The sequence below is a fragment of the Corynebacterium sp. LaCa54 genome, assembly GCF_046717495.1.
Classification (GTDB): Bacteria; Actinomycetota; Actinomycetes; order Mycobacteriales; family Mycobacteriaceae; genus Corynebacterium; species Corynebacterium kefirresidentii.
In genome coordinates this window covers 1,603,436-1,627,961 of the sequence record NZ_CP177115.1, presented here as the reverse complement: position 1 = coordinate 1,627,961, position 24,526 = coordinate 1,603,436, and the positions used below count along the sequence as shown (strand labels likewise).

Below are 24,526 nucleotides of genomic sequence, written 5' to 3'. Positions count from 1 at the left end.
GCAAGAAATTGTGGCGGAAATAGGGAAGGTGACATTGGACTGTGACTACGCCAAGTAGGGCTAGGCGCCGCCCGCGCCGCACCACCAGCTCCGCGGTGCCGCAAAAGAAGCTGATGCGCAAGCGTCTGCGCATTATCGTCTCCGTGGTGCTCGTGGCTATGGTTGTCCTTGTCGGCCGACTAGCCTGGGTGCAGCTCGTATGGGGTCCGGACCTTTCCGCCAAGGCCGTAACTCAGCGCGAGCGCGTCTATATTGAGCCGGCCCGTAGGGGAGAGATTTTAGACCGCGACGGCCAGCGCTTGGCTTATACGATGAAGTCTCGGTCCTTGACCGTCTCACCTACTCGTCTGCGCGATGAGCTAAAAGACAAGGCCGAAATCGAGGCCCAGAATGACGGCTCGACTGAGGGCATGGACGATAAGAAGCTCGATAGCTTCCTCAACCAGAAAATGGAGGAGACCCTCAAAGACATGGCGGAGGGAATCCCGAAGATGATTGAGGATTCGGGAGCTTCGACCTCCAAGGTGGAAAAGGAAGACATTCTTAATAAGCTCAAGGCCGATACCCAATACGAGGTATTGGTGCGCAATGTCGATCCGGATGTAGCCGTAGAGATTTCCAATAAGTACCACGGAGTAGCAGCGGACCGGCAAGACATTCGCCAGTACCCCAATGGCGCTATTGGGGAGAATGTCGTGGGCAAGGTATCCATGGATGGCCATGGCCAATTTGGCTTCGAGGCCGCGCGCGATACGGAACTAACCGGCATTGACGGCCAGTCAACCGAGGACGTATCCGCGGATGGCCAGGTTATTCCGGGCACGCTCCGTGATGTCGTTGATACCGTTGATGGCCGCGATGTCACCCTCACCCTCGATTTGGATCTGCAGACTTATGTGCAGCAAAAGCTGGAGAAGGCCAAGGCCAATTCCAAGGCTTCTGGCGCGGAGGCTGTGGTCCTTGATGCTGCGACCGGCCAAGTCCTCGCCATGGCCAATACCGATACCGTAGATCCCAACAAGAATATTGAGGATCAGCTCGATGAGGGCAAAGACTTTGAAAACCACAGCGTCTCGCACCCTTATGAGCCAGGCTCTGTAGCCAAGGTGGTTACCGCCGCTGCCGCATTGCAAGAGGGAGTGACCACCCCGGACGAGGTGCACCAGGTTCCGGGATCCATCGATATGGCGGGTGTGACCGTTAACGATGCGTGGCAGCACGGCACCGAGCCCTATACAACGACCGGCATCTTTGGTAAATCCTCCAATGTGGGCACCTTGATGCTTGCCGATAAATTGGGCCAAGAAAAATACGCGAAGTACTTGGAAAAGTTTGGTTTGGGTAATACCACCGGCGTAGAACTACCGAATGAATCTGCCGGTAGCGTGCCGGACCTGGAGCAATGGTCCGGCGGCACCTTCGCCAACCTGCCCATTGGTCAGGGCCAGTCCTGGACCACCTTGCAGATGGCGAGCGTGTACCAAACATTGGCAAATGGCGGCGAGCGCATCGAGCCGCGCATCATTGACTCTGTGAAGGGGCCAGACGGCAAGGAAGAAAAGCTGGAGGAGCCAAAAAAGACCCAGGTGATAAGCCCTGAAACCGCCAAGACAACGGTGGATATGTTCCGGGCCGTCTTCCAAGACGATGACGCTGGCCTGCAAAATGGCACGGCCGGTAATGCGCAACTCAAGGGTTATCAGCTCTCCGGCAAGACTGGTACAGCTCAAAAGGTCGATCCGAATACCGGGGCCTATTCGAACTCCGCCTATTGGATCACCTTTGCCGGTATCGCACCGGCCGATGATCCGCGCTTCGTCGTTGCCGTCATGTTGGATGAACCCAAATCCGGTGTGGAGGACAATGGAGGCGGCGGCCAATCGGCAGCGCCGATTTTCCGAGACATCGCCTCCTGGCTGCTCAACCGTGACAATATTCCGACTTCGAAACCAGCACCGCGGCTGACCCTGCGGGCACAATAGGAGCTTAGTATGACCGTTTCATTGGATACTCTCGCCCAGCTTTCTGGCGGGCGCGTCATTGGTGATGCCTCCGTGGAGGTCTCCGCGTGCGGGCTGGATTCTTCCCGTCTGCCTGAGGGCGCGCTTTTTGCCGCCCTGCCGGGCACACGTGCACACGGCGCGCAGTTCGCCCGCGATACTAAGGCTGCGGCTGTGCTTACCGACGCCGCCGGACTCGACCTGCTCAGCCGGGCCCAAGAAACCCGCCCCATTGTGGTGGTGGACGATATTCGTGCCGTGCTCGGTCCGATTTCCGCTGAAATTTATGGCCACCCCACCCGGGAACTGACGGTCATTGGCGTCACCGGTACCTCCGGCAAGACCACCACGAGCTACCTGCTTGAAGCTGGTCTGCTCCATGCTGGGCATTCCGTGGGGCTTATCGGTACCACCGGTACTCGTATTAACCGCACCCCGGTTCCTACCTCGCTTACTACTCCCGAGGCACCTACCTTGCAAGAGCTATTCGCGCGCATGAAAAGCGAGGGCGTCACCCACGTGGTGATGGAGGTATCTTCGCATGCACTGGAGTTGGGACGCGTGCGCGGAACCCGGTTTGCCGTGGGCGGGTTTACGAATTTAAGCCAGGATCACCTGGATTTTCACCCCACCATGGAGGACTACTTTGAAGCTAAGGCCAAGCTCTTTGCTGGGGAACAGGCGGCCGAGCAGGCTGTAATCTGCCTCGATGATGAGTGGGGCGGGCGCATGCGCGGCGTCGCCGAGAGCGCTGGCCACCCCGTAACCACGGTGGCCACTCAGGGGGCTGCGGCCACGATTTCTGCGCACCAAACCGCCACCGAGGCTACCGGCGCCCAAGAGGTCGCCTTGAACTATGACGGTGCCGATTTCTCCTTCCGGTTGCCACTGCCTGGCGAGTTCAATATCGCCAATGCCTGTTTGGCGCTGGGCATGGCCGTAGCGGTAGGAGAGGAGCCGGCGGAGTTCCTCTCGGGCGTGGAAAAGGTCGCTGTTCCCGGCCGTATGGAGCGCATCGACCGCGGCCAAGACTTTGTGGCCGTGGTGGACTATGCCCATAAGCCGGCAGCTATCGCCGCGGTGCTTGATACTCTGCGCGGCCAACTAGAAGGAACCAAGGGGCGCGTCGGCATCGTCGTCGGCGCCGGCGGAGACCGTGATAGCTCAAAACGCCCCATCATGGGCGCTGCCGCGGCCACCCGCGCTGACCTCACTGTGGTCACCGATGACAACCCACGCTCTGAGGACCCTGCCACTATTCGTGCTGCGGTGGTGGACGGTGCACGCGAAGCCGCGCCCCAGGGCGATATTCGTGAGGTAGGTTCTCGTGCCCGTGCCATCGATGAAGTCGTTGACTGGGCCGAGCCAGGCGATGCCGTCATCGTCGTCGGCAAGGGCCACGAGGTGGGCCAACTTGTTAACGGGAAAACCTTGCACTTTGATGACCGCGAAGAAATGGCACGCGCCATCGAGAAGAAACTGGCCGGAACCCTACAGCGCGATACCCTTAGGGATGCGAAGGAGTAGTCATGATTCCACTTTCTATTGCCGATATTGCCGAAATCACCGGGGGCAGCCTCGATTGCGTTTCTGACCCAGACCAGCGCGTTACCGGGTTCATCGAATTCGATTCCCGGAAGGTAACCAAAGGTGGGTTGTTTCTTGCCCTGCCCGGCGCCCGAGTGGATGGCCACGACTATGCGGAAAAGGCCGTTGAGCAGGGCGCTGTAGCGGTGCTTGCCGCGCGGCCGGTCGGCGTTCCGGCGGTCGTCGTCAAGCCTCAAGGCCGCGTTACCGGTGATGCTGCGAACGCGGATATCTATGCTCACGACGAGGACGGCTCTGCCGCTGCGGTTGTCCAGGCGCTGTCCGATATTGCCAGGGAAGTCACCCGCCGCCTGACCGCGGAGCAGGGCCTAGAGATCGTCGGTGTGACCGGCTCAGCCGGAAAGACCTCCACCAAGGACCTGCTGGCCACTATTTTCCGCGCAGAGGGCGATACCGTTGCCCCTCCTGGTTCCTTTAATAACGAGGTCGGCCTGCCCTATACCGCTTTGCGCTGTGATGAGCACACTCGCTTCCTTGTTGCCGAAATGTCTGCCCGCGGAATTGGCCATATCCGCCATCTGACAACCATTACCGCACCCACCGTGGGCGTAGTGCTCAACGTCGGCACCGCTCACCTAGGCGAGTTTGGCTCGCGTGAAAACATCGCCCAAGCCAAAGGCGAGCTTGTGGAGGCCTTGCCCTCGGCCGCTGAGGGCGGGGTCGCTGTGCTCAATGCCGATGATCCCTTCGTCGCCGGCATGGCGCCACGCACCTCAGCAAAGGTCGTTTACTACTCGGCAAATAAGCCGCCGGCTGCCGACGCCCAGTACTACGCCAGCGATATCCAGCTCGATGATGTGGCCCGCCCCTCGTTCGTGCTGCATGCGCCGGGCACAGACCCGCTTCCAGTAAAACTGCAGGTCTTTGGCCGGCACCAAGTATCTAATGCTTTGGCAGCGGCGGCCGCAGCCATTGAATCAGGCATGGACCCGCAGGTGGTAGCCAGCGCGCTATCGGGGCACCAAAATGCCTCCGAACACCGCATGGACGTGCGAACCCGCCGCGATGGAGTCACCACCATCGATGACTCCTATAATGCCAATCCCGATTCCATGCACGCGGCGATTGCCGCGCTGGCCTATACCTCAGCCGCTCGTCCGGATGCCCGTGCCATCGCCGTGCTCGGTGAGATGGGAGAACTCGGCGGCGAAGCGGTGGCTGCCCACCGCACATTGGGCGAGGTCCTTTCCAAATACCACGTTGGCTACCTCGTGGCCGTGGGAGATAACGAGAATATGAGGGCGATGGTCGAGGCCGCACGGGCGCAGGGTATAAATACTACTATCAGCCCAGATGTTGACACCGCTGCGGCGGCGGTCGAAGACATCATTAGGGTAGCGCCTGCCGGCATCGAAGACTGGGCGGAGCGCGAGGCCAAAGACGTTGTCCTCATCAAATCATCGAATGCCCAGCGCCTGTGGCGCGTGGCAGAAAAGCTCAATCGCCGTTAGTCCTCAGTACAAGGAGAAAGACCTCTAGCAATGACTCAGATCATTATCGCGGGCATCCTCAGCTTCCTCGTCGCGATTTTTACCACTCCCATGTTGGTCCGCTACTTTTCCGGCGTAGGCAAGGGGCAGGAAATCCGCGAGGATGGGCCACAGCTGCACCTACGCAAGCGCGGCACCCCAACCATGGGCGGACTGGCGATTTTGCTCGCCATCACTGTGGCCTACCTTGTGGTGGGCATTTACGCCCGCGTGACGGGCAACGGTGGCTTTAGCCCCTCCGGTCTCTTGGTCTACTTCCTCACCATGGGCTTGGGCGGACTGGGCTTTGCCGATGACTTCATCAAGCTGTTTAAAAAGCGTAACCTCGGCCTCAATAAGACCGCCAAGCTGGTAGGTCAACTAGCCGTCGCGCTTATCTTCGGCATCTTGGCACTGCAGTTCCCAGATGCACACGGCTTGACCCCGGCGTCTACAAACCTGTCCTTCGTCCGCGATTTTGACACCTTCGATATCGCCGTGGGCGGCGCCATTATCGGCACCATCGTTTTCTTGGTCTTTCTCTATCTACTCATCGCGGCGTGGTCGAATGCCGTAAACCTCACCGATGGCCTCGACGGTTTGGCCGCCGGCACCACTGCGATGGTCATGGGAGCCTACGCGCTCATTTCCTTCTGGCAGTTCCGCAATTCTTGCGCGGTGTCGCCTGCGGCGGGGTGCTATGAGGTCCGTGATCCACTCGACCTCGCCGTGCTGGCTGCAGCTGGCCTGGGCGGTTGCTTGGGCTTTTTGTGGTGGAATGCCGCACCGGCGAAAATCTTTATGGGCGATACCGGCTCACTAGCACTCGGTGGTCTCGTCGCTGGCCTGTCCGTGACCACCCGTACCGAGCTGCTCATGATCATCATCGGCGCCATCTTCGTTATTGAGACGGTCTCCGTGGTTATCCAGATCATCGTCTTCCGCAGCACCGGAAAGCGCTTTTTCCGCATGGCGCCCATCCACCACCACTTTGAAAACGGTGGCTGGGCAGAGACCGCCGTGGTCACTCGCTTTTGGTTGCTCAGCGCCATGGCCGCCATTGCCGGCGTATGCATCTTTTATGGTGACTGGCTGTCCGCGGTCGGTTTTAGTTCTTAAGACTCACGCCTTCTAGCTTTATCGAGGAAAGAGGAAAACAGATGACCGAGTTGCCATCCTCCTTGCGCGGTCGCGTGCTCGTGGCTGGGGCGGGAGTATCCGGGCGCGGTTGCGTCGCTATGCTCACCAGACTCGGCGTGGACACTACCGTGGCAGATTCCAACGAAGCTGCTCTAGAGGCGTTGGCGGAGGACTACGGCGTAGCTACGGTTTCCGTTGACTCCGCCGCCCAAAGCGAGTTTGACCTCGTGATTACCTCGCCCGGCTGGCGTCCTGACTCGCCTTTGTTGGTTGCTTTTCAGAACGCTGGGGTAGAGGTGATCGGCGATGTGGAGCTTGCCTATCGCTTGGACCGATCCGGCGTCTTCGGGGCACCGCGCACCTGGTTAGTGGTCACCGGAACTAACGGCAAAACCACCACCACCGGAATGTTGGCCCAGATTATGCAGGCCGATGCCGAGCGCACCGGCAAGCGCGCACTGGCGGTGGGCAATATTGGCGTTTCGCTTTTCGACGCCCTCACCGCCACCCCTCGCGTCGACGTCCTTTGTGCCGAGCTTTCTTCTTTCCAGCTGCACTGGTCTAGCCAGTTGCGCCCAGATGTGGGCGTGCTGTTGAACTTGGCAGAAGACCACCTCGATTGGCATGGCTCGTTCGACGCTTATGCGCAGGCCAAAGCCAAGGTGCTCGACGGCCAAGCCGCCGTCGTGGGCAAGGACGATGCCGCGGCGGTGCGCTACGCCGAGAATACAGCTAATCTATACGGTTTTACCGCCGCTGAACCTGCAGAGAGTGAGGTAGGCGTAAGCGCCGGCCGCCTTGTCTCGCGGCTCGCCCAGGAGCGGGAGGATCTCGCTTCCGCCGAAGGTATCGAGCCCGCCGGCTTGGCAGGAGTCTTGGACGCTGCGGCCGCGGCGAGCGTCGCGCGCTTGGCAGGCGCTAGCCCGCGCTCCATCGCGCAGGGGCTGGCAGCGTATACCGTCGCCGGGCACCGTGGCGCTGTTATTCATGAGCATTCCGGTATCAGTTTCATCGATAACTCCAAGGCCACCAACCCACACGCAGCGGATGCGGCGCTAAAAGGGCTCAACTCCGTTGTATGGATTGCCGGCGGGCAGTTGAAGGGGGCGGAGGTAGACGGGCTCGTCGCCAAGCACGCCGCCCATATCAAGGCCGCGGTAGTTCTCGGCGCGGATAGGCAAGAAATCGCCCAGGCACTGGCCGAACACGCACCACATGCACCTGTAGACGTTATCGAAAGCAACGACCCTGCCGCGGCCATGAATGCAGCGGTGGATGCTGCACTGCAACACGCCGAAGCCGGGGATACCGTCCTTTTGGCACCGGCTGCGGCATCGTTGGATATGTATACCGGCATGGCTCAACGCGGTGACTTCTTTGCCGCAGCCGCGCGGGAGCTCACCCGTGACTAGAGCTTGATATTGAAGATCAGGAGAACATATGATGGCCACCTCCCAGCAGCGCCCGCGCTCCAAGAGCTTTGGCGACCGCGTTCGTGAGCTGCGCGAGCAAGCCCGCCAGCAGGCCGGCCTAGATTACCAGCTGTTGCGCTTTATCATTTTCACGCTCGTGGGCATTGGTGTGCTCATGGTCTTTTCCTCTTCAATGGCCACGTCATTGACCGAGGACGGCGGGGTGTGGAACCAGGCGCTACGGCAGTGCGTCATGGTGTTTTTTGGTCTCCTTGCCTTTTGGCTGGGCCTGCAGGTCTCGCCACATACTTTGCGCAAATGCGTGCCGTGGATCGTGGGTCTTTCTATTATTTTGCTCATTGCGGTGCTCATCCCCGGTGTAGGCACCGGCCGTGAAGAGGTGGGTTCGCAGTCGTGGATTTACCTCGGTCCGTTTTCCTTGCAGCCCTCGGAGCTCGCGCGCATTGCCGTAGGCATGTTTGGTGCGAGCGTCCTGGCCGACAAGGAACACAAATCCATGAAGCTTTCTGACCCCTTCATGATGTATTCCTTTATTTCTGCAGGAATGTTTTTGCTCATCGTCGGTCAAGGGGACATGGGCATGGCGCTGTCCTTCGCCATCGTGGTGGTCTTTACCCTCATTTTCGCCGGCGTTGACTGGAGAGTCCCCGCAACGATCGGCGTTGCCGCGGTCTTGGGGTTGATCGGGATTTTCTTGAAAGGCGGTTTCCGCTCGAATCGCTTCCACACCTATTTCGACGCCTTGTTGGGCAATATCTCTGATACTCAAGGCACTGGTTTCCAGTCTTACCAGGGCTTTCTCTCGCTTGCCGACGGCGGCTTCTGGGGCGTTGGCATCGGCCAATCCCGCGCCAAGTGGTTCTACCTGCCAGAGGCGAAGAATGACTTTATTTACGCCATCGTGGGTGAGGAGCTTGGCTGGTGGGGCGGCGCGCTCGTTATCTTCCTCTTTGCCGCTTTGGGATATGTGGGCCTGCGCACCGCGATGCGGGCACAGAATCAGTTCCAATCTTTGCTCGCCGCCTCGTTGACCATCGGTGTGGTTACCCAGGCCTTCGTCAATATTGGCTATGTCATTGGCCTGCTGCCAGTGACCGGTATTCAGCTGCCCATGATCTCCGCCGGCGGTACCGCGGCGATTATCACCATCGGTTCGATGGGCGTGCTGTGCAATGTAGCGCGCCACGAGCCGATGCAGATTTCCGCAATGCAGAACTTTGGCCGCCCGTTTTTTGATCGCCTCTTTTTCATTGGCGAGCCGCAGCCGGTATCTAAGCCGAAAAAGAAGCAGCGGGGGCGTCACGCCCGCCCGCAGGAGCCGCGCTCCCGTGTGCGCGAAGAGCAATTTGGTCGCCCGGTGACTGGAAGCGGCCGCCGCTATCCGCGCGCCGAGCGCCGCTATCGATAGGTGGCGCTGGTAGCCTTTAGGCTATGAATTCCACGCCTATTTCCGTCGTCATTGCAGGTGGCGGCACTGCCGGACACATTGAACCCGCCCTTGCCGTGGGCGAAGCTTTGCGCGAGCGCCACGGCGCTCGCATCACCGCTCTCGGTACCGAAAAAGGCCTTGAGCGCGATATCATTCCCGCCCGAGGCGTGGACCTTAGACTGATTACCCCCGTGCCGATTCCGCGCAAAATCAACGCGCAGCTTTTCAAGCTACCGTTTAACCTCTCCCGCGCGGTGAGGGAGGCCAAGCAGGTACTCAAGGACGTCGAAGCAGACGTTGTCTTTGGCACCGGCGGCTACGTGGCCGGCCCAGCCTATATTGCTGCGGGTTCCCTCGGGATCCCGTTCTATGTTTTGGAGACCAATGCCTTAGCCGGAATCGCCAATAAACTCGGCGTGAAAATGGGCGGCATCGGTCTCAACGCCCACCCGGATTCCGGAATGCCAGGTGAGGTCGTGGGCATTCCCGTGCGCCCGAGCTTGGCGGAGGACCCGGACGGGTCCCTTGCTGCAGGCGCGCGCACCAAGTGGAACTTGGCCGAGCTTCCCACCGTCCTCATTACCGGCGGCTCCCAAGGCGCAGCCAGCATCAACCGCGCGGTTGCTGGGGCAGTGGAGGACCTAGCCAAGGACTTCCAGCTCCTGCATGCTTATGGCAAGAAGAATGACGAGCCCGCAGCACATCCGAACTACGCTGCTTTGCCGTATATCGAGGATATGGGCTCGGCCCTTGCGGTAGCCGATCTCGTCGTATGTCGCTCCGGTGCTATGACCGTTGCCGAAGTATCTGCCGCAGGGCTGCCAGCGATTTACGTGCCGTTGCCGCATGGTAACGGTGAACAAGCGCTCAATTCCCGTGAAGTGGTCGAGGCGGGCGCTGCCATCCAGATTCCCGATGCGGAGCTGACCCCTGAGCGTCTTATCTCTGAGGCGCGCGGCATTCTCGATGACCCTAAACGTCTAGCATCGATGACGCATGCCGCCGCCCACGCCAGCGCCGGCGACGTGGCTAATACCATCGCAGACCGCATCGCTGCCCGCGTGTCCGAGGCCGAAACCGCCGCCGGAAGGAAGGAAAAATAAATGACTGATCCCGCACACTACGATCTCCACCGCGTTCACCTTATCGGCATTGGTGGCTCTGGCATGTCGGGGCTGGCGCGAATTCTTGCCACGCGCGGCGCCGTGGTTACCGGTTCCGATGTAAAAGACTCCACCCCGGTGGAGGTGCTGCGCACCATGGGCGCGAAGATCGCCATCGGGCACGCTGTCGAAAACCTGCGCCTATCGGGTGAACTGCCGACCGTCGTGGTGACTTCCTTCGCTGCCATTCCGCAAGACAATCCGGAGCTAGTAGCCGCGCAGGAAAACGATATCCCCGTCATCCGCCGCTCCGATTTGCTCGCCGCATTGATGGAAGGCCACAAGCAGGTATTGCTAGCCGGCACGCACGGCAAAACGTCCACTACGTCGATGACCGTGAGTGCGATGCAACACGCAGGTCTCGATCCTTCCTTTGCCATCGGCGGCCAGCTCAATCGCGCGGGCACCAACGCCCACGGCGGCACCGGTGAGGCGTTTGTCGCCGAGGCTGATGAATCCGATGCCTCCCTGCTGCGCTACAGCCCCGATGTTGCGGTGCTGACGACCATCGAGCCCGATCACCTCGACTTCTTCCACAGCGAGGAGGCTTACTTCAAGGTCTTCGATGACTTTGCTGGCCTGGTCACCCCAGATACCGGCTATCTTGTTGTCTGCGCCGAGGATGAGCACGCCGCCCAAGCAGGCGAGCGTGCGCAGGAGCGCGGCATCAACGTCGTGGCCTATGGCGCAGCGGACAAGTCTTTTACCTCTACCGTGCCGCTGGCCGCTGAGCTGGAACGCGAGGAGACCACCGCTGAAGGGATGGACACCACCGTAAAGGTTAACCTTCCTGGCATCTCTGAAACTGTGCGCTACGAGCTGCAGATCCCGGGACACCACATGGTGCTTAACTCGATGGGTGCCTTGTTGGCTGGTGTGCTTTCCGGTGGCGCCCCGGCTGCCATTGCTGAGGGATTGGCTGATTTTAGCGGTGTGCGCCGGCGCTTTGAGTACCGGGGGAGCGTCGACAAGCAGGGAAAGCCCGTGCGCGTCTTTGATGACTATGCGCACCATCCCACCGAGGTTGCTGCAGTTCTGCGCGCCGCTCGGGCAAAGGTTGAGGCCGAAGGCCACGGCGGCCGTGTCATCGCCTGCTTCCAGCCGCACCTGTACTCGCGCACCATGGAATTCGACGCCGAGTTTGCCCAAGCGCTCTCGCTTGCCGACGCCGCCGTAGTCCTCGACATCTACGGCGCGCGCGAACAACCTGTGGAGGGAATTACCTCCCGCATCATTACCGATAAGATGCCAAGTGACATGCAGGTCATCTTCGAACCAGATTTTTCTGCCGCTGCCCGCGACGTTGTTTCGCTCGTAGAACCTGGCGATGTTGTGCTGACCATCGGTGCTGGCTCGGTAACTATGGTCGCGGCAGAAATTCTCGATGAATTGCGGGCGAGCTAGTGCGCGTATCCACCAAGCTCATTGCCGGGATCAGTGCAGCTGTCGTTGTCGTAGCCTTGATCATTGCCGTCGTAGTGTGGACGGTGCCCATCTTAAAAGTCCGCCATTTTCAGGTGGAAGGTACCCACCAGCTTGATGCTGCGCAGGTAGAGGAGGCCGCCGGGGTTGCCGAAGGAGAAAACCTCCTGCGCGTAGATGCAGGCAAGGCAGCCTCCGGTGTTGCTGGATTGGATTGGGTTGATTCGGTAACTGTCTCGCGCGATTTCCCCTCCACCTTGACTATCAATGTGGACGAACACAAGGCTGTGGCTTTTGTAAAGCGCGATAATAAGCCTTTCCTGATTGATGATAAGGGCGAGGAATTTACCTCCGCGGAGCCTCCCGCCGGCGCGGTTGAGGTCACTGGTTCTGTTGATAGCGGCTCCCGCCAAACCCAAGACGCGGTGCGCGCGATCGCTGCGTTATCGGATGATGTGCGCAACCAAGTAGGAACCCTTGATGTGGACGATGAATACTCGCTCATCTTTACCACTAAGGATGGCCGCCGCGTCTTTTGGGGCGCGAGCGACTCCAATGATGATGACAAGGCGCGTGCCTTTGCCACCGTGTTGAAGATGGAAGGTCGCGAGTGGAATATTTCCAACCCTGAGTTGGTGACCACCCGCGGATAGGGGACGGGTGCCCCCGGACGCATTTTTTACCCTTCTGTGGTCCCTGCAGCGCCGCTTAAGCGCGTGCGCTGCAGGGGCCTTTTTCTCTGGCACCAATGTGGGGCGGATGGTGCGGGTGTGACTAACAAAACCGCAGGTGAACAACCCTAAAGTGCAACTTGAGGGTCTCGACACGCGCAAAATGTGCGTGAAAATTACACGGCTGTCGTTAAAGATGGAAAGGAACGCGATTCGCCTTCGGCGGACCGCATTACATTCCTCGTTTAATGCACGTGCAGACTTAAAGTAGCGAAAGGTGAGACCAACTCACATGATCTCTTCCAATAACAATCTCGCGGATATCAAGGTCGTCGGCGTCGGCGGTGGCGGCGTCAACGCCGTCAACCGCATGATCGAAGAAGGCCTCAAGGGCGTTCAGTTCGTCGCCATCAACACTGACTCTCAGGCCCTCATCTTCTCTGATGCCGATACCAAGCTGGATATCGGCCGCGAGGCCACCCGTGGCCTTGGCGCCGGCGCTAACCCTGAGGTGGGCAAGACCTCCGCAGAAGATCACAAGTCCGAAATCGAAGACGCCCTACAGGGTTCCGATATGGTCTTCGTGACTGCTGGCGAAGGCGGCGGTACCGGCACCGGTGCCGCTCCGGTTGTGGCATCCATCGCGAAGAAGATGGGTGCGTTGACCGTGGGCGTTGTCACCCGTCCGTTCAAGTTCGAGGGTGCCCGCCGTACCCGCCAGGCTATGGCCGGCATCGAAGAGCTGCGTGAGGTATGCGACACTCTTATCGTTATCCCGAACGACCGCCTGATGCAGCTCGGTGGGGAAGAGCTTTCCATTGTCGAGGCTTTCCGCGCCGCCGATGAGGTGCTGCACAATGGTGTGCAGGGTATTACCAATCTGATCACCATCCCAGGCATGATCAACGTCGACTTTGCCGACGTCCGCTCCGTCATGTCCGACGCCGGCTCTGCCCTGATGGGCATCGGCTCTGCCCGCGGCGATAATCGCGCCATGACCGCTGCCGAGCAGGCCATTAATTCCCCGCTATTGGAATCGACGATGGAAGGCGCCAAGGGCGTGCTGTTGTCCATCGCCGGCGGCTCCGACCTTGGCCTGCACGAGGTTAATGCCGCGGCTTCCATGGTGGAGGAGCGCGCTGACGAAGACGTCAACCTTATCTTCGGTACCATCATCGATGACACCTTGGGTGATGAAATCCGCATCACCATCATTGCCACCGGCTTTGATGCCGAGGCCAATATGACCCAGGCCGCTGCACAACCGCAGAAGCAGCAGGAACAGCGCAAGCCAGGGTCCCTTTTTGACAATCGCCAGCGCGCGGCCGCAGAGCCCGTCACCCCGGCTCCGGCACAGCCTGGTGCGGCCGAGCCGGTACAAGATGATTACTCCCCGCGCCACTCCTACGAGCCGCGTGCCGGCCAGGAGCGGGAGCGCTACACCCCAGAGCGCCCTGCCGAGGAGCGCCGCCCAGAATCTACCGGTCTGTTCACCAATTCTGACCGTTTCTCCCGCGAGGAGCGTCGTGATGACTACCGTTTGTCTCGCCCATCCCAGCGCCGCGATGATGATGGCGACGACGATCTGGACGTGCCTTCCTTCATGCGCTAAGCGCAAAGCGCTACGCTGGTGTGCATGCCAGTAAACGAGGAACATCGCACCAAACGCCCCGTCCGCATGGTCTTTACCAGCCGTGCCGGCGGGGCGTCTGCTATTCCATATGACTCTTTTAATTTAGGGCACCATGTTGGCGATGACCCCGCCGCGGTTGCTGCGAATCGAGATCGCCTAAAACGCGTGACCGGCGTGGACGATATCGTGTGGATGGAACAACTACACACCAATACAGTCACCGTTATCGATGGTCCACAGGATGAACCTGTGCCAGCCACCGACGCGATTGTCACCACGCAGCGCCGCCTTGGGCTGGGCGTCCTTGTTGCAGATTGCACGCCGGTTCTGTTTGTCGACGTCGCCGCTGGTGTCATCGCCGCCGCCCACGCTGGCCGCTTGGGCGCCCGCAACGGCATCATCGTCAATACCGTGCGCGAAATGGAGAAACTCGGCGCTCAGCCCGAGCGCATCCAGGTGGTTATGGGACCAGCTGCCTCCGGCAAAAACTACGAGGTGCCGAAAGAGATGGCTGAGGATGTAGAACGTCGGCTGCCCGGTTCGAAGACGCGGACGTCGAAAGGAACCTGGGGAATTGACGTTCGCGCAGGTTTGATCCGCCAGCTCATGGGCCTCGGCATCACCGCGATTGAATCCGATCCGCGCTGCACAATTGAAGACGAAAATTTCTTTTCCTATCGCCGCGAAGGCACTACCGGCCGCCAGGCCGGGCTGATCTGGTTGGAGGCTAACTAATGGCAGACCGTAAAGCACAGCTACGAGAAAATCTCGCCGCTACTCGAGCTGAGATTGAACGGCTATCGGCGCAAGCAGACCGCAAGCCCCCGCAGCTACTGCCGGTGACGAAGTTTCATCCAGCTGCGGATATCGCCCTACTTGCTGAACTCGGGGTTAGTGACGTTGCCGAAAACCGGGAGCAAGAAGCTCGCGCCAAAGCTGCCGAATTGCCACAGCTGCGTTTCCATATGATCGGCCAGATCCAGACCAAAAAGGCCAATCACGTGGCTCGTTGGGCGGCCAGCGTTCATTCGCTTGATTCCCTCAAACTTGCTCAGGCTTTGGAACGGGGCGTCGCCTTGGCAAAGGAACGAGGGGAACGCGAGAGCAACCTGCCGGTCTTTGTCCAAGTGTCTGCCGATGGCGATGACGCTCGCGGAGGCGTTTCTCGCCACGCGCTCGACGAGCTCGTCGAAGCAGTAGAAGGAAGCGAACACCTCGACTTCGCTGGCCTCATGGTAGTCCCGCCCCTCGACGCCGATGCGGGCGAGGTCTTTCGCGGTGTGCGAGATGAGGTCGACCGGCTATCTGCCGCGCTGAAGCGCCCGCTGAAATTGTCTGCTGGAATGAGCGCGGACATGGCCGAAGCAATTGCTGCGGGCAGCGATATCGTGCGTGTCGGAACCAGTATCATGGGGCCGCGGCCAGTAGGTTGAAAGCATTGCAAAAGCGCATTTCACAGCGTAAATCACATGAGTCACACTAGACACATTTTGCGCGTTTAGACTTGTACAAATTTAGGTCAGAGGGAGACCCAAAAATGTCATTCATTGATAAGACGAAGGATTTCTTCGGGCTGGGCCCGGTGGACATCGAAGAAGACGATGCCTACTACAGCGAGGAGCCGCGTTATTCCGAAAATGCCTCCTCCGCCTACGCCCCGCGTCGTGCTCCGCAGTCTTATGAGCCTGCTCCGGTGAAAGAAGAGTTTGTGCCGACCATCGTGGCTATTTCGCTGACGTCTTTCAATGACGCTGCCAAGGTGGGCGAGCCTTTCCGCGACGGCGACGCAGTGGTCTTTGAGCTTACCGACGCCGACAAGGCCACCGCAAAGCGCTTCATCGACTTCGCTGCCGGTCTCTGCTTCGGCTTGGAAGGGCGCATGCTTAACCTCACCAAGGGATTGGATACCGAGCGCAAGGTCTTTTCTATCGTGCCGAAGTCTGCGGACATCGCTAGGCACGAGCTCGAGCGCGCCGCTGGCCTGCGCTAAAGCGGTAAGTTTTTCTTGACCCCCGTGGGGTGCCGATTGGGCACCTGCGGGGGTCTATTAGATAGGCTCGGTTATTGTGACACAACTCGGAATTATTCTTATCCTGCTCGTGCGGATTTATACGTGGGTTCTCATCGCCCGCATCATCATTGAGATGATTCAATCCTTTTCCCGGCAGTTTAACCCGCCACGTTGGTTTATGGTTGTGGCGGAGCCACTGTTTGTAATTACGGATCCGCCGGTAAAGGCGCTACGCCGTTTGATCCCGCCGCTCCAGATGGGCGGGGTGGCCCTCGACGTATCGGTGCTCGTGCTATTTATTTTGCTTTCGATACTTACACGAATCTTGCAAATCGTATTTTTCGGTTAGCACCCCCGTCGCCTCGCAACCTGTGGTAAACGTTGAGACTCGGCGGGGCGTCGATTATTGTGGTCGTTTGGTTACGATAAATCGCGATAACCCGTATTATGAACCACATGTACCTTTGTGGGGAAGGTTTAGTTAGACCTGAACCGCAGCTCCTAAGGCCCTGGAACCTCCGGGGTTGTATCAACCTGAAGGGGAAGAGAAGACATGCCACTGTCACCAGCTGATGTTCACAACGTCGCGTTCAGCAAGCCGCCCATTGGCAAGCGCGGCTACAACGAAGACGAGGTGGATCAGTTCCTCGACCTCGTAGAGGATGCGCTTGCCCAGCTGCAGGATGAGAACGAAGATCTACAGGCACAGGTCAGCGATCTCAATTCTCAGGCCAAGGCGGGCGCTGGCGCCGGTGCTGCTGGTACCGCAACGGCAGCCTCCGCTCGTACCGATGAGGCTGCACTGCGCAAGGAGATTGAGGCCAAGCTGCGCGCCGAGTACGAAACCAAGCTGGCGGACTCCAAGTCCGAGCTGTCCCGTGCTAAGGAAGAAACCAAGAAGGCACGCGAGCAGGTAAAGGCAGCCCAAGCTGAGGCTTCCAAGGCACAGGAGACCGGCTCTGCCGCCGCTTCCGCTTCTGCAGACCTGAAGGCCGCCCGCGATGAGGCAGCACAGGCAAAGAGGGAAGCTGAGGCAGCTCGTGCAGAGGCTGCACAGGCAAAGAAGGACCTTGAGGCTTCCAAGAAGGAAAATGATGAGCTGAAGAAGTCCGCTTCCGCAGCTGGTTCTTCCAAGGCCGGCGTTGCAGCTGCAGGCCTTGCAGGCGCTGGTGCAGCTCAGACTGCAGATGGTCTGGCTACCCCAGAAACCCACATGCAGGCCGCTCGCGTTCTGGGTCTGGCACAGGAGATGGCAGACCGCCTGACCTCCGAGGCTCGTGCGGAGTCCGAGTCCATGCTGTCGGAGGCACGCACCGCCGCCGAGAAGCAGCTGACCGACGCAGACTCTCGTTCCAAGGCGCAGCTTGCCGACGCCCAGAAGAAGTACGATGCCCAGCTGCAGGACGCGGATTCCCGCTCCAAGAAGCTGGTGTCTGACGCCGAGGCTAAGGCAAAGCAGACCGAGTCCGATGCGTCCTCCCGTGCTGAGGCACAAATCCGTCAGGCTGAGGAGAAGGCTGCTTCCTTGCAGGCCGATGCTGAGCGCAAGCACACTGAGGTTATGAACACGGTCAAGCAGCAGCAGACCGCACTGGAGGCTCGTATCTCCGAGCTGCGTACCTTCGAGCGCGAGTACCGCACTCGCCTGAAGACCTTGCTCGAGTCTCAGCTGGAAGAGCTGGCTACTCGCGGCACCGCCGCACCGAACGGCGAAGCTGGCAATAACTAAGCCACCGCGTTCTCTCTAGCGCCCCCGCCACCGCTGCGGGGGCGCTATTGTTGTTTTAGACCGTGGTGCCCTATCCCGACCTAACCGAAAGGAACCATTGTGCTTGTTGCCGCCTTAGTTCTCGCCCTCGTGGCATTCGTAGCCTTGGTCAACTTCGTCATCTCGGGTGCCGACTGGTCGCTGTATATCGTCTTCGCCGCCGCTGGCCTCGGTCTGGTGTGCTTTATTCTGGATTGGGCGCATAAGCATCGCAGCGATAAAGCCCGGGCAGCACAACACCCTGAGCAAGATTCCTTGCGCGAGGCTTTACGCGAGAACTAAAATAGCACGCCAAAAAGGCGCTCGAGGCGCCTTATTTCGCGGTCTTGTCTTAGCAGTCAGGGGGCTGCCACCGAATCTGTCCATTCGTGCGGCTAAGTCGCCCGCGTAGCGGTGGGGCATTGGGATCGTCATCGTTGGCTCCATTGTGGTAGGCGCAGGCTGTGGATAAGTTTGCGATATTGGTCAATCCACCGTGTAGCCAGGGTTCTAAATGGTGAATTTGGCATTCGTCGGCGGGCTTAGCGCACCGCGGCCACGGGCACACAGGATTTTCTGCACCCGCCATCAATCGCTGCTTAGCATTGGCGAAGCGCTCCGTGCGATACAGGTTTACCGCGCCTTCGTAGGGGCTGACTAGCGTGATGAGTCCATGTTCCTTTAACGTGCGGCGCAAGTATTGCGCACCCGAAAGCGTTGCCCCGTTTGTCATCTGCAGGGTGATTTCCTCACCGTCACCGTTGACGATGCGTACGTAATCTTCCAGCCGCACGATGACATTGGTTACTACGGTGCTCCGTTGCGCGCTATCGTCCCCGAAAAGGTATCTTCCACCACATCTAGCGGCTTTTTAATTCTGGTTTTCTACCGCTGCGTGCAAATCCGCAATAAACGAAGACGATCCATCGAACGCAAGCGTCCACGGAGCATCTTTGCGTCGGATGATGCGCACGCCTGGTTTCACGGTGCGCTTTTTCTTCGGGACTTTGGACTGAGCCAGCTTCTCCAGCGCCCCTGCTGTGGCCTTGGTAGTGCAGAGTTGTTCGCGGAGAACCCAGGCGTCGAAAAGCGTAGGCATTTTCCGCGCATACTTTTCAATGATGGATAAGGCAACAATGGAATGCCCATTGTGCTGGGCGCCTTCGATAGCGCGGCGACGTTTCCCCGTGAACTTGGTCGTGCCGCAGTATGCTTCCTTTAACAAGGCCAGCTCGCGGGCAGTCTTTTCGGCAGCGCCCCGTGCGCAGAGGTCGTCCTCAGACATGCCTGCGCACCCAAGGACGATGTCCATCCCAGGTGCCATGGCTGCGAGCTAAGTATCTAGCGCGTTCACGACTCACAATTTATTGCCCCGCGCAAGCCCCCACAAGGGAAAATTTTTAGCCTGTGGATAACTTATTGTGCACGAAGATTCTGGGGCGCTATACTTTGTGCTACATGCAGTGATCCGGCCATCACCGGGGAGCAATTCAGAAGAACAGCCAGTGCGGCCTAGTAGAACTGAACGGGTGGGACCGTCAACTCCTTCACCGAAACGAAGCGGAGCCTTCGGGCTCAAGCAGGGTGGTACCGCGAGCCTGACAGGCGCGTCCCTGCACCGAGTGATGAGTGAAGGATTGTAATGGCGAAAAAGATTTACCCCAAGGTTGACATGACCGGAGGCTCAAGTCGCTTCCCGGATATGGAAGAGGAAGTTCAGAAGTACTGGAAGCAGGATGATACCTTCCAGGCTTCACTAGAAAAGACAAAGGATTGCCCAGAATACATCTTCTATGATGGCCCTCCCTTTGCTAATGGCTTGCCGCACTATGGTCACCTGTTGACCGGTTATGTAAAAGATATCGTTCCGCGCTATCGCACCATGGCAGGCAACTACGTGCCTCGTGTCTTCGGCTGGGATACCCACGGTCTGCCCGCCGAGCTGGAAGCGGAAAAGCAGCTGGGTATTACTGATAAAGCGCAGATCGAGGACATGGGCTTGGAAAAGTTCAATGAATACTGCGCCAAGTCTGTGCTGGAGTACACCGACGAGTGGGAAGATTACGTCAACCGCCAGGCCCGCTGGGTGGATTTTGACAACGGCTACAAGACCATGGACATCAACTACATGGAATCGGTCATGTGGGCGTTCAAGGAGCTTTATGACAAAGGCCTGATCTACAAGGGATTCCGCGTCCTTCCTTACTCTTGGGCAGAGCATACTTCTCTGTCCAACCAGGAGACCCGACTGGATGATTCCTATAAGATGCGCCAGGATCCGACCCTGACGGTTACCTTCCCTGTGGAGGGCGCTCGTGAGGGAAGCGCGGCAGAAAAGACACTGGCGGAGCACCCCGCGCTTGCCGACGCCTCCTTCCTCGCCTGGACCACCACCCCCTGGACCTTGCCTTCTAATGAGGCATTGGCGGTTCACCCAGAGGTCTCTTACGTGCTCTTTAGGGCCACCGACGGCGATTTTTCCGGCCGTACCTTCATCATGGCGGAAAACCTGCTGGCTACCTTGGAAAAGGAACTAGGTGAGGCCGAGGTACTGGAGACCTTCACCGGCGCGCAGCTCGAGGGCTTTACCTATGAGCCGATCTTTGGTTTCTTCCCGGATTTGCGCAATGCTTACCAGGTATTGGTCGCTGATTATGTCACTACCGAGGATGGCACCGGCGTGGTTCACCAGGCTCCGGCGTTTGGTGAAGACGATATGAATACCACTAACCAGTACGATATCGAGCTGGTTATCCCAGTGGACGAGGACGGCAAGTTCACCTCGCAGGTACCGCCGTATGAGGGACAGCTGGTTTTTGATGCCAATAAGGACATCATCAAGGACTTGAAGGCCGCTGGGCGAGTGGTGCGCCACGTGACCATCGAGCACTCTTACCCGCATTCGTGGCGCTCGGGTGAGCCGCTAATCTACATGGCTCTGCCAGCCTGGTTTGTGAAGGTAACCGAGTTCCGCGATCGCATGGTGGAGCTCAACCACAATGAGATCGAGTGGCTGCCGGAGCACATTCGGGACGGTCAGTTTGGCAAGTGGCTCGAGGGTGCGCGCGACTGGAATATCTCGCGTACCCGCTACTGGGGTGCGCCTATCCCGGTGTGGATGTCCGATGATGACAATTACCCACGCATGGATGTCTACGGCTCCTTGGATGAGCTGGAGCGTGACTTCGGCGTCCGCCCGGAGTCCCTGCACCGCCCGCACATCGATGAGTTGGTGCGCCCGAACCCGGACGATCCAACCGGCAAGTCTATGATGCGTCGCGTGCCGGACGTATTGGACTGCTGGTTCGAGTCCGGCTCGATGCCGTTCGCGCAGAAGCACTACCCCTTCGAGAATAAAGAGTGGTTTGAAACCCACTCGCCGTCTGACTTCATCGTGGAGTACTCCGGTCAAACGCGTGGCTGGTTCTATGTGATGCACGCGCTGTCCACCGCGCTGTTTGATCGTCCGGCATACAAGAAGGTCGTAGCCCATGGCATCGTGCTGGGCAACGATGGCCTCAAGATGTCCAAGTCCAAGGGCAATTATCCAAACGTCAATGAAGTCTTTGACCGTGACGGTTCGGATGCCATGCGCTGGTTCCTGATGTCTTCGCCTATCCTGCGCGGTGGCAACCTCATCGTGACCGAGCAGGGCATCCGCGAGGGCGTGCGCCAGGCTATCTTGCCTATTTGGAACGCCTATACTTTCCTGCAGCTCTACGCGGAAAAAGAAGCCAAGTTCGACACCACCTCTACGCATGTTTTGGACCGCTATATCTTGGCCAAAACCCACGATGTCGTAGCTAAGGTGGACGCGGCGCTTGCCGATACCGATATCTCTACGGCAACCGAAGAGGTACGCCTGTTTGCAGACGTTTTGACCAACTGGTACGTGCGTCGCTCGCGCGAGCGATTCTGGGAGGGCGAGGAAGCCCATCCTGAGGCCTTCAATACCTTGTACACCGTGTTGGAAACCGTGACTCGCGTGGTCGCGCCGCTTTTGCCGCACGTGGCGGAAGTTATCTACCGCGGGCTAACCGGCGAGCGTTCTGTGCACTTGGCGGATTTCCCGCAGGCCGCGGATTACCCAGCCGATGCAGATCTGGTGTCTGCGATGGATGCGACCCGTGCGGTGGCCTCGGCAGCATCGTCGGTGCGCAAGTCCAATAAGTTGCGCAACCGGTTGCCGCTGCCGAAGCTGACGGTGGCTCTTGCAGGGGCACAGCGTTTGGCGGACTTTGCCGATATCATTCGCGACGAGGTCAACGTTAAGGAAGTTGAGCTTACCGATGATGTCGATTCGGTGGGCACCTTCCAGGTAGTCTGCAACGCCAAGGTCGCCGGCCCGCGCTTGGGCAAGGACGTGCAGCGCGCCATCAAGAACCTCAAGGCGGGCAATTATGAGCGCCGCGGCGATGAGGTCGTGGTTGACGGCGATATTGTGCTTGGTCCGGATGAGTACACGGAGCGCCTCCAGGCAGCGAACCCGAAGTCGACCGCGCGTATCGAAGGGCTCGATGGCCTTGTGGTACTCGATACTGAAGTGACCGAAGAGCTCGAGGCTGAAGGCTGGGCGGCGGACGTTATCCGTGGCCTCCAGGATGCCCGCAAGGCTTCTGGGTTCGAGGTCTCGGATCGCATCGCGGCCGTACTTGCCGTACCGGAGGCGAAGAAGGCATGGGCTGAGCGTCACGCCGACCATATAGCCGGTGAAGTACTCGCCACCGACTTCCAAGTGACCACCGAGGCGCTTGATGGCGAGGGCGTGCACGAGGTGGTTAAGGGGGTTAGCGCTACCGTCGTCAAGCAGTAGCGCGCTAGCTGCCACCTAAAAATAATTGCCCAGCCGGCGTGGCTGGGCAATTTTTATGAGTGATAGGACTTAGCGGACTGGACCGGGCAGGTGAGCGCGCCAGCCGAGGACCGCGTTAACTAGGCAGCACAGTGCAAGCACGGCGCCAATGAGGAATAGGGTGGTAAAGCCGAGCAGCGGGGCGAGCGCGCTGAAGGCCATGGGGATAAAGAAGCCGGTGTAGGACACCGAGTAGTACACGGCGGTGAGGCCAGCGAGTTCTTCAGGGCGGGCGATGCGCTGGACCTCGGATAGACCGGCGACAAGGGCTAGGCCATATCCTGCACCCATGACGGCTGCGCCGGCGATACCGAGCGGCAGCGAACGGGTACTAGAGGCAACCGCACCGAGGATGGTGCCTACGGTGATAACTCCCATTGCCACCGCGGAAGCACGGGCGGACCGGCTGGTGTCAATGACCTTGCCGAGCATTTGGACGCCAACGCCGCAGCCCAAGGTGATAACAGTCATGAGGCCGGAGAAAGCAATGGGTGCTTCACTGGCAGACTTGGACAAAAGTTGGGGCAAGAGCGCGTAGGCGGCACCAGCGCAGCCGAAGACCCACGGTGCTACCGGCAAGACGATGCGCACGAAGCGGCGGTGTGCTGCGGAGGGAATGTGCAGCATGCGCAGCATGTCGCGGATGCTCAAGTCAAGGAAGGTGTCTTTTACCGTAGCGCCACGTGGCGGGCGAGTCTCCGGTGTCTTCATCAACCAGATAGCGGTGGCGACGGTGAGCAGGATGTGCAGGATATAGGCTAGGTGGGTAGGCCATGGCCCCCACTGGGCCAGCACCGAGGCGAGGCCAGCCCCGATGAGGAAACCGAGGGTCAGGCACATCGAAGCGTGGCGCGGTCCAGCGGCGGGGTCGCCGCCGGCGCGGGTGATAAGCTCCGCCACCCACGTGGAGCCGACCGCCATGACGATGCCTAGAGCTAAGCCACACATGATGCGGCCCACGGCGATGACGAGTGGCTCGTTCGGTGCGATGGATAGAAGGAAGGAACCTAGAAGCGATAGTGGTGCGGCAGGCAGCATCGTGGGGCGGCGGCCGATGTAGTCAGAAAGCGGGCCAGAGATAAGCAGTGCAGGCACGATGCCGAGCACATAAGCGGCTAGGAGCCCGTTGACGGTGACCTGCGAGAAGTGTGATTGCTCGCGGTACATAACTAGGAGAGGGGTGAACTCATTGCCTCCCCACGCCACGGCAACCATGCTGCCGGCGACGGGAAACCATGAGTGTTTGGCAAACTTTTCGGTCATAGTTGATTCCTCGAGTTGGTTAGGTGGGTATCCAATGCAGAAAGGTAGGCGTCGAGGTCGCCGGTGCGGAGGGCATCGGCAAGCGTGCGGTGCTGATCCACGAAGGTGCGGGCGCGGGCCACGTTGCGGCCAATGGCTGTGGCGGTAAAACGCTGTTGGCGCTCGCGCAACTGGTGTCCCAGTCCCGCCAGCAGGCTATTCGCCCCGCCATCCATGATGATCTGGTGGAAACGTGCGTCCAGCTGGGCATAGGCGCGTAGGTCTGCGCCATCCAACGCCGTGTCTTGTTCCGTGATGGTCGCGTCTAGCTGATCAGCGATGTCCGCGCGCTCGGCATCAGGCATGGCGCAGATTTTCTCAGCGCAGTGCCTGTCTACGAGTAAGCGCGCCTCATAAACCTCGCGGATTTCCTGCGGGCTAATCGGCACGATAAGTGCACCTCGCCTGGGATAGAGCTGGAGGAAGCCTTCGACCTCTAGGCGCAGGAAAGCCTCGTGCATTGGGGTGCGGCTAATCCCCATCTCGGTAGCCAGGGAGGCCTCGGAAAGCATCTGCGAGGGCTCGAAGGAGCCGTCGATGATCTTCTCTTTGACGAAGTCATAGGCGCGCTCCGCAGCGGGCTGCATTCGTTCATTGGACATGCATCCATCTTGCATACAAGCTTGCATGCAAGCAAGCGTGAAGG

Annotated in this window: 19 protein-coding genes and 1 pseudogene; 17 read left to right on the top strand and 3 right to left on the bottom strand. The window is 59.4% G+C overall.

Annotation, left to right across the window (positions count from 1 at the left end):
- Positions 1-113: 113 nt before the first annotated feature.
- The 16 genes from ACLI1M_RS07915 (at position 114) to ACLI1M_RS07840 (ending at position 18,029) form a co-directional block, all read left to right on the top strand.
- Positions 114-1,982, top strand: coding sequence for a peptidoglycan D,D-transpeptidase FtsI family protein (locus ACLI1M_RS07915; protein WP_034655422.1), 1,869 nt, complete (start codon positions 114-116; stop codon positions 1,980-1,982).
- Between the two features lie 9 nt (positions 1,983-1,991).
- On the top strand, positions 1,992-3,527 hold the full coding sequence (locus ACLI1M_RS07910; RefSeq protein WP_200288862.1) for a UDP-N-acetylmuramoyl-L-alanyl-D-glutamate--2,6-diaminopimelate ligase: 1,536 nt from the start codon (positions 1,992-1,994) through the stop codon (positions 3,525-3,527).
- 2 nt (positions 3,528-3,529) lie between these two features.
- The gene (locus ACLI1M_RS07905) at positions 3,530-5,059 is read left to right on the top strand and encodes a UDP-N-acetylmuramoyl-tripeptide--D-alanyl-D-alanine ligase (protein ID WP_200288863.1); all 1,530 of its coding nucleotides are present in this window, start codon (positions 3,530-3,532) and stop codon (positions 5,057-5,059) included.
- Between the two features lie 30 nt (positions 5,060-5,089).
- Complete coding sequence (gene mraY, locus ACLI1M_RS07900) at positions 5,090-6,196, top strand: phospho-N-acetylmuramoyl-pentapeptide-transferase (RefSeq protein WP_023021199.1); 1,107 nt, start codon at positions 5,090-5,092, stop codon at positions 6,194-6,196.
- Between the two features lie 41 nt (positions 6,197-6,237).
- Positions 6,238-7,629 (top strand): UDP-N-acetylmuramoyl-L-alanine--D-glutamate ligase, encoded by a 1,392-nt coding sequence (gene murD / locus ACLI1M_RS07895; protein ID WP_248099880.1) that lies wholly within the window; start codon positions 6,238-6,240, stop codon positions 7,627-7,629.
- 28 nt (positions 7,630-7,657) lie between these two features.
- Positions 7,658-9,058, top strand: a complete 1,401-nt coding sequence (locus ACLI1M_RS07890; RefSeq protein ID WP_248099881.1) for an FtsW/RodA/SpoVE family cell cycle protein — start codon at positions 7,658-7,660, stop codon at positions 9,056-9,058.
- A 23-nt stretch (positions 9,059-9,081) separates the two neighbouring features.
- A complete protein-coding gene (gene murG / locus ACLI1M_RS07885; RefSeq protein WP_248099882.1) occupies positions 9,082-10,182 on the top strand; it encodes an undecaprenyldiphospho-muramoylpentapeptide beta-N-acetylglucosaminyltransferase in 1,101 nt (366 codons plus the stop codon).
- Positions 10,183-11,646, top strand: a complete 1,464-nt coding sequence (gene murC / locus ACLI1M_RS07880) for a UDP-N-acetylmuramate--L-alanine ligase (RefSeq protein ID WP_248099883.1) — start codon at positions 10,183-10,185, stop codon at positions 11,644-11,646.
- A complete protein-coding gene (locus ACLI1M_RS07875) occupies positions 11,646-12,317 on the top strand; it encodes a cell division protein FtsQ/DivIB (protein ID WP_239207527.1) in 672 nt (223 codons plus the stop codon). The genes murC and ACLI1M_RS07875 overlap by 1 nt, the downstream gene beginning before the upstream one ends.
- Positions 12,318-12,627: 310 nt before the next feature.
- The gene (ftsZ, locus tag ACLI1M_RS07870) at positions 12,628-13,947 is read left to right on the top strand and encodes a cell division protein FtsZ (protein WP_023021205.1); all 1,320 of its coding nucleotides are present in this window, start codon (positions 12,628-12,630) and stop codon (positions 13,945-13,947) included.
- 24 nt (positions 13,948-13,971) lie between these two features.
- Entirely contained in the window at positions 13,972-14,703 is a 732-nt protein-coding gene (pgeF, locus tag ACLI1M_RS07865; protein WP_023021206.1) for a peptidoglycan editing factor PgeF, read from the top strand.
- Positions 14,703-15,401 (top strand): YggS family pyridoxal phosphate-dependent enzyme, encoded by a 699-nt coding sequence (locus ACLI1M_RS07860; RefSeq protein WP_023021207.1) that lies wholly within the window; start codon positions 14,703-14,705, stop codon positions 15,399-15,401. The genes pgeF and ACLI1M_RS07860 overlap by 1 nt, the downstream gene beginning before the upstream one ends.
- 104 nt (positions 15,402-15,505) lie before the next feature.
- Positions 15,506-15,958 (top strand): cell division protein SepF, encoded by a 453-nt coding sequence (locus tag ACLI1M_RS07855; RefSeq protein ID WP_023021208.1) that lies wholly within the window; start codon positions 15,506-15,508, stop codon positions 15,956-15,958.
- A gap of 76 nt (positions 15,959-16,034) precedes the next feature.
- On the top strand, positions 16,035-16,328 hold the full coding sequence (locus ACLI1M_RS07850; protein ID WP_023021209.1) for a YggT family protein: 294 nt from the start codon (positions 16,035-16,037) through the stop codon (positions 16,326-16,328).
- A gap of 204 nt (positions 16,329-16,532) precedes the next feature.
- Positions 16,533-17,708 (top strand): DivIVA domain-containing protein, encoded by a 1,176-nt coding sequence (locus ACLI1M_RS07845; RefSeq protein ID WP_317001146.1) that lies wholly within the window; start codon positions 16,533-16,535, stop codon positions 17,706-17,708.
- Between the two features lie 99 nt (positions 17,709-17,807).
- Positions 17,808-18,029 (top strand): zinc-binding dehydrogenase, encoded by a 222-nt coding sequence (locus ACLI1M_RS07840; protein ID WP_200288871.1) that lies wholly within the window; start codon positions 17,808-17,810, stop codon positions 18,027-18,029.
- A 49-nt stretch (positions 18,030-18,078) separates the two neighbouring features.
- On the opposite strand, the pseudogene ACLI1M_RS07835 reads toward ACLI1M_RS07840, so the two are convergent.
- A pseudogene (locus ACLI1M_RS07835) lies at positions 18,079-19,050 on the bottom strand (HNH endonuclease signature motif containing protein).
- A 318-nt stretch (positions 19,051-19,368) separates the two neighbouring features.
- Between ACLI1M_RS07835 and ileS the strand changes: the two are divergent.
- Positions 19,369-22,539, top strand: a complete 3,171-nt coding sequence (gene ileS / locus ACLI1M_RS07830; protein ID WP_248099886.1) for an isoleucine--tRNA ligase — start codon at positions 19,369-19,371, stop codon at positions 22,537-22,539.
- A gap of 69 nt (positions 22,540-22,608) precedes the next feature.
- Here the strand turns inward: ileS and ACLI1M_RS07825 are convergent, their stop codons facing one another.
- Positions 22,609-23,841, bottom strand: coding sequence for an MFS transporter (locus ACLI1M_RS07825; protein WP_248099889.1), 1,233 nt, complete (start codon positions 23,839-23,841; stop codon positions 22,609-22,611).
- Positions 23,838-24,482 carry a GntR family transcriptional regulator gene (locus ACLI1M_RS07820; RefSeq protein ID WP_248099891.1) on the bottom strand — a complete coding sequence of 215 codons (645 nt, stop codon included), beginning with the start codon at positions 24,480-24,482 and terminating at the stop codon, positions 23,838-23,840. Before ACLI1M_RS07820 ends, ACLI1M_RS07825 begins: the two co-directional genes overlap by 4 nt.
- Positions 24,483-24,526: the final 44 nt, after the last annotated feature.

What these genes read in the sequence shown, in the direction of transcription:
- ACLI1M_RS07915 (WP_034655422.1), top strand. Translation starts at nt 114, where the DNA reads ATGCGCAAGCGTCTGCGCATTATCGTCTCCGTGGTGCTCGTGGCTATG.
- ACLI1M_RS07910 (WP_200288862.1), top strand. Translation starts at nt 1,992, where the DNA reads ATGACCGTTTCATTGGATACTCTCGCCCAGCTTTCTGGCGGGCGCGTC.
- ACLI1M_RS07905 (WP_200288863.1), top strand. Translation starts at nt 3,530, where the DNA reads ATGATTCCACTTTCTATTGCCGATATTGCCGAAATCACCGGGGGCAGC.
- mraY (WP_023021199.1), top strand. Translation starts at nt 5,090, where the DNA reads ATGACTCAGATCATTATCGCGGGCATCCTCAGCTTCCTCGTCGCGATT.
- murD (WP_248099880.1), top strand. Translation starts at nt 6,238, where the DNA reads ATGACCGAGTTGCCATCCTCCTTGCGCGGTCGCGTGCTCGTGGCTGGG.
- ACLI1M_RS07890 (WP_248099881.1), top strand. Translation starts at nt 7,658, where the DNA reads ATGATGGCCACCTCCCAGCAGCGCCCGCGCTCCAAGAGCTTTGGCGAC.
- murG (WP_248099882.1), top strand. Translation starts at nt 9,082, where the DNA reads ATGAATTCCACGCCTATTTCCGTCGTCATTGCAGGTGGCGGCACTGCC.
- murC (WP_248099883.1), top strand. Translation starts at nt 10,183, where the DNA reads ATGACTGATCCCGCACACTACGATCTCCACCGCGTTCACCTTATCGGC.
- ftsZ (WP_023021205.1), top strand. Translation starts at nt 12,628, where the DNA reads ATGATCTCTTCCAATAACAATCTCGCGGATATCAAGGTCGTCGGCGTC.
- pgeF (WP_023021206.1), top strand. Translation starts at nt 13,972, where the DNA reads ATGCCAGTAAACGAGGAACATCGCACCAAACGCCCCGTCCGCATGGTC.
- ACLI1M_RS07860 (WP_023021207.1), top strand. Translation starts at nt 14,703, where the DNA reads ATGGCAGACCGTAAAGCACAGCTACGAGAAAATCTCGCCGCTACTCGA.
- ACLI1M_RS07855 (WP_023021208.1), top strand. Translation starts at nt 15,506, where the DNA reads ATGTCATTCATTGATAAGACGAAGGATTTCTTCGGGCTGGGCCCGGTG.
- ACLI1M_RS07845 (WP_317001146.1), top strand. Translation starts at nt 16,533, where the DNA reads ATGCCACTGTCACCAGCTGATGTTCACAACGTCGCGTTCAGCAAGCCG.
- ileS (WP_248099886.1), top strand. Translation starts at nt 19,369, where the DNA reads ATGGCGAAAAAGATTTACCCCAAGGTTGACATGACCGGAGGCTCAAGT.
- ACLI1M_RS07825 (WP_248099889.1), bottom strand. Translation starts at nt 23,841, where the DNA reads ATGACCGAAAAGTTTGCCAAACACTCATGGTTTCCCGTCGCCGGCAGC.
- ACLI1M_RS07820 (WP_248099891.1), bottom strand. Translation starts at nt 24,482, where the DNA reads ATGTCCAATGAACGAATGCAGCCCGCTGCGGAGCGCGCCTATGACTTC.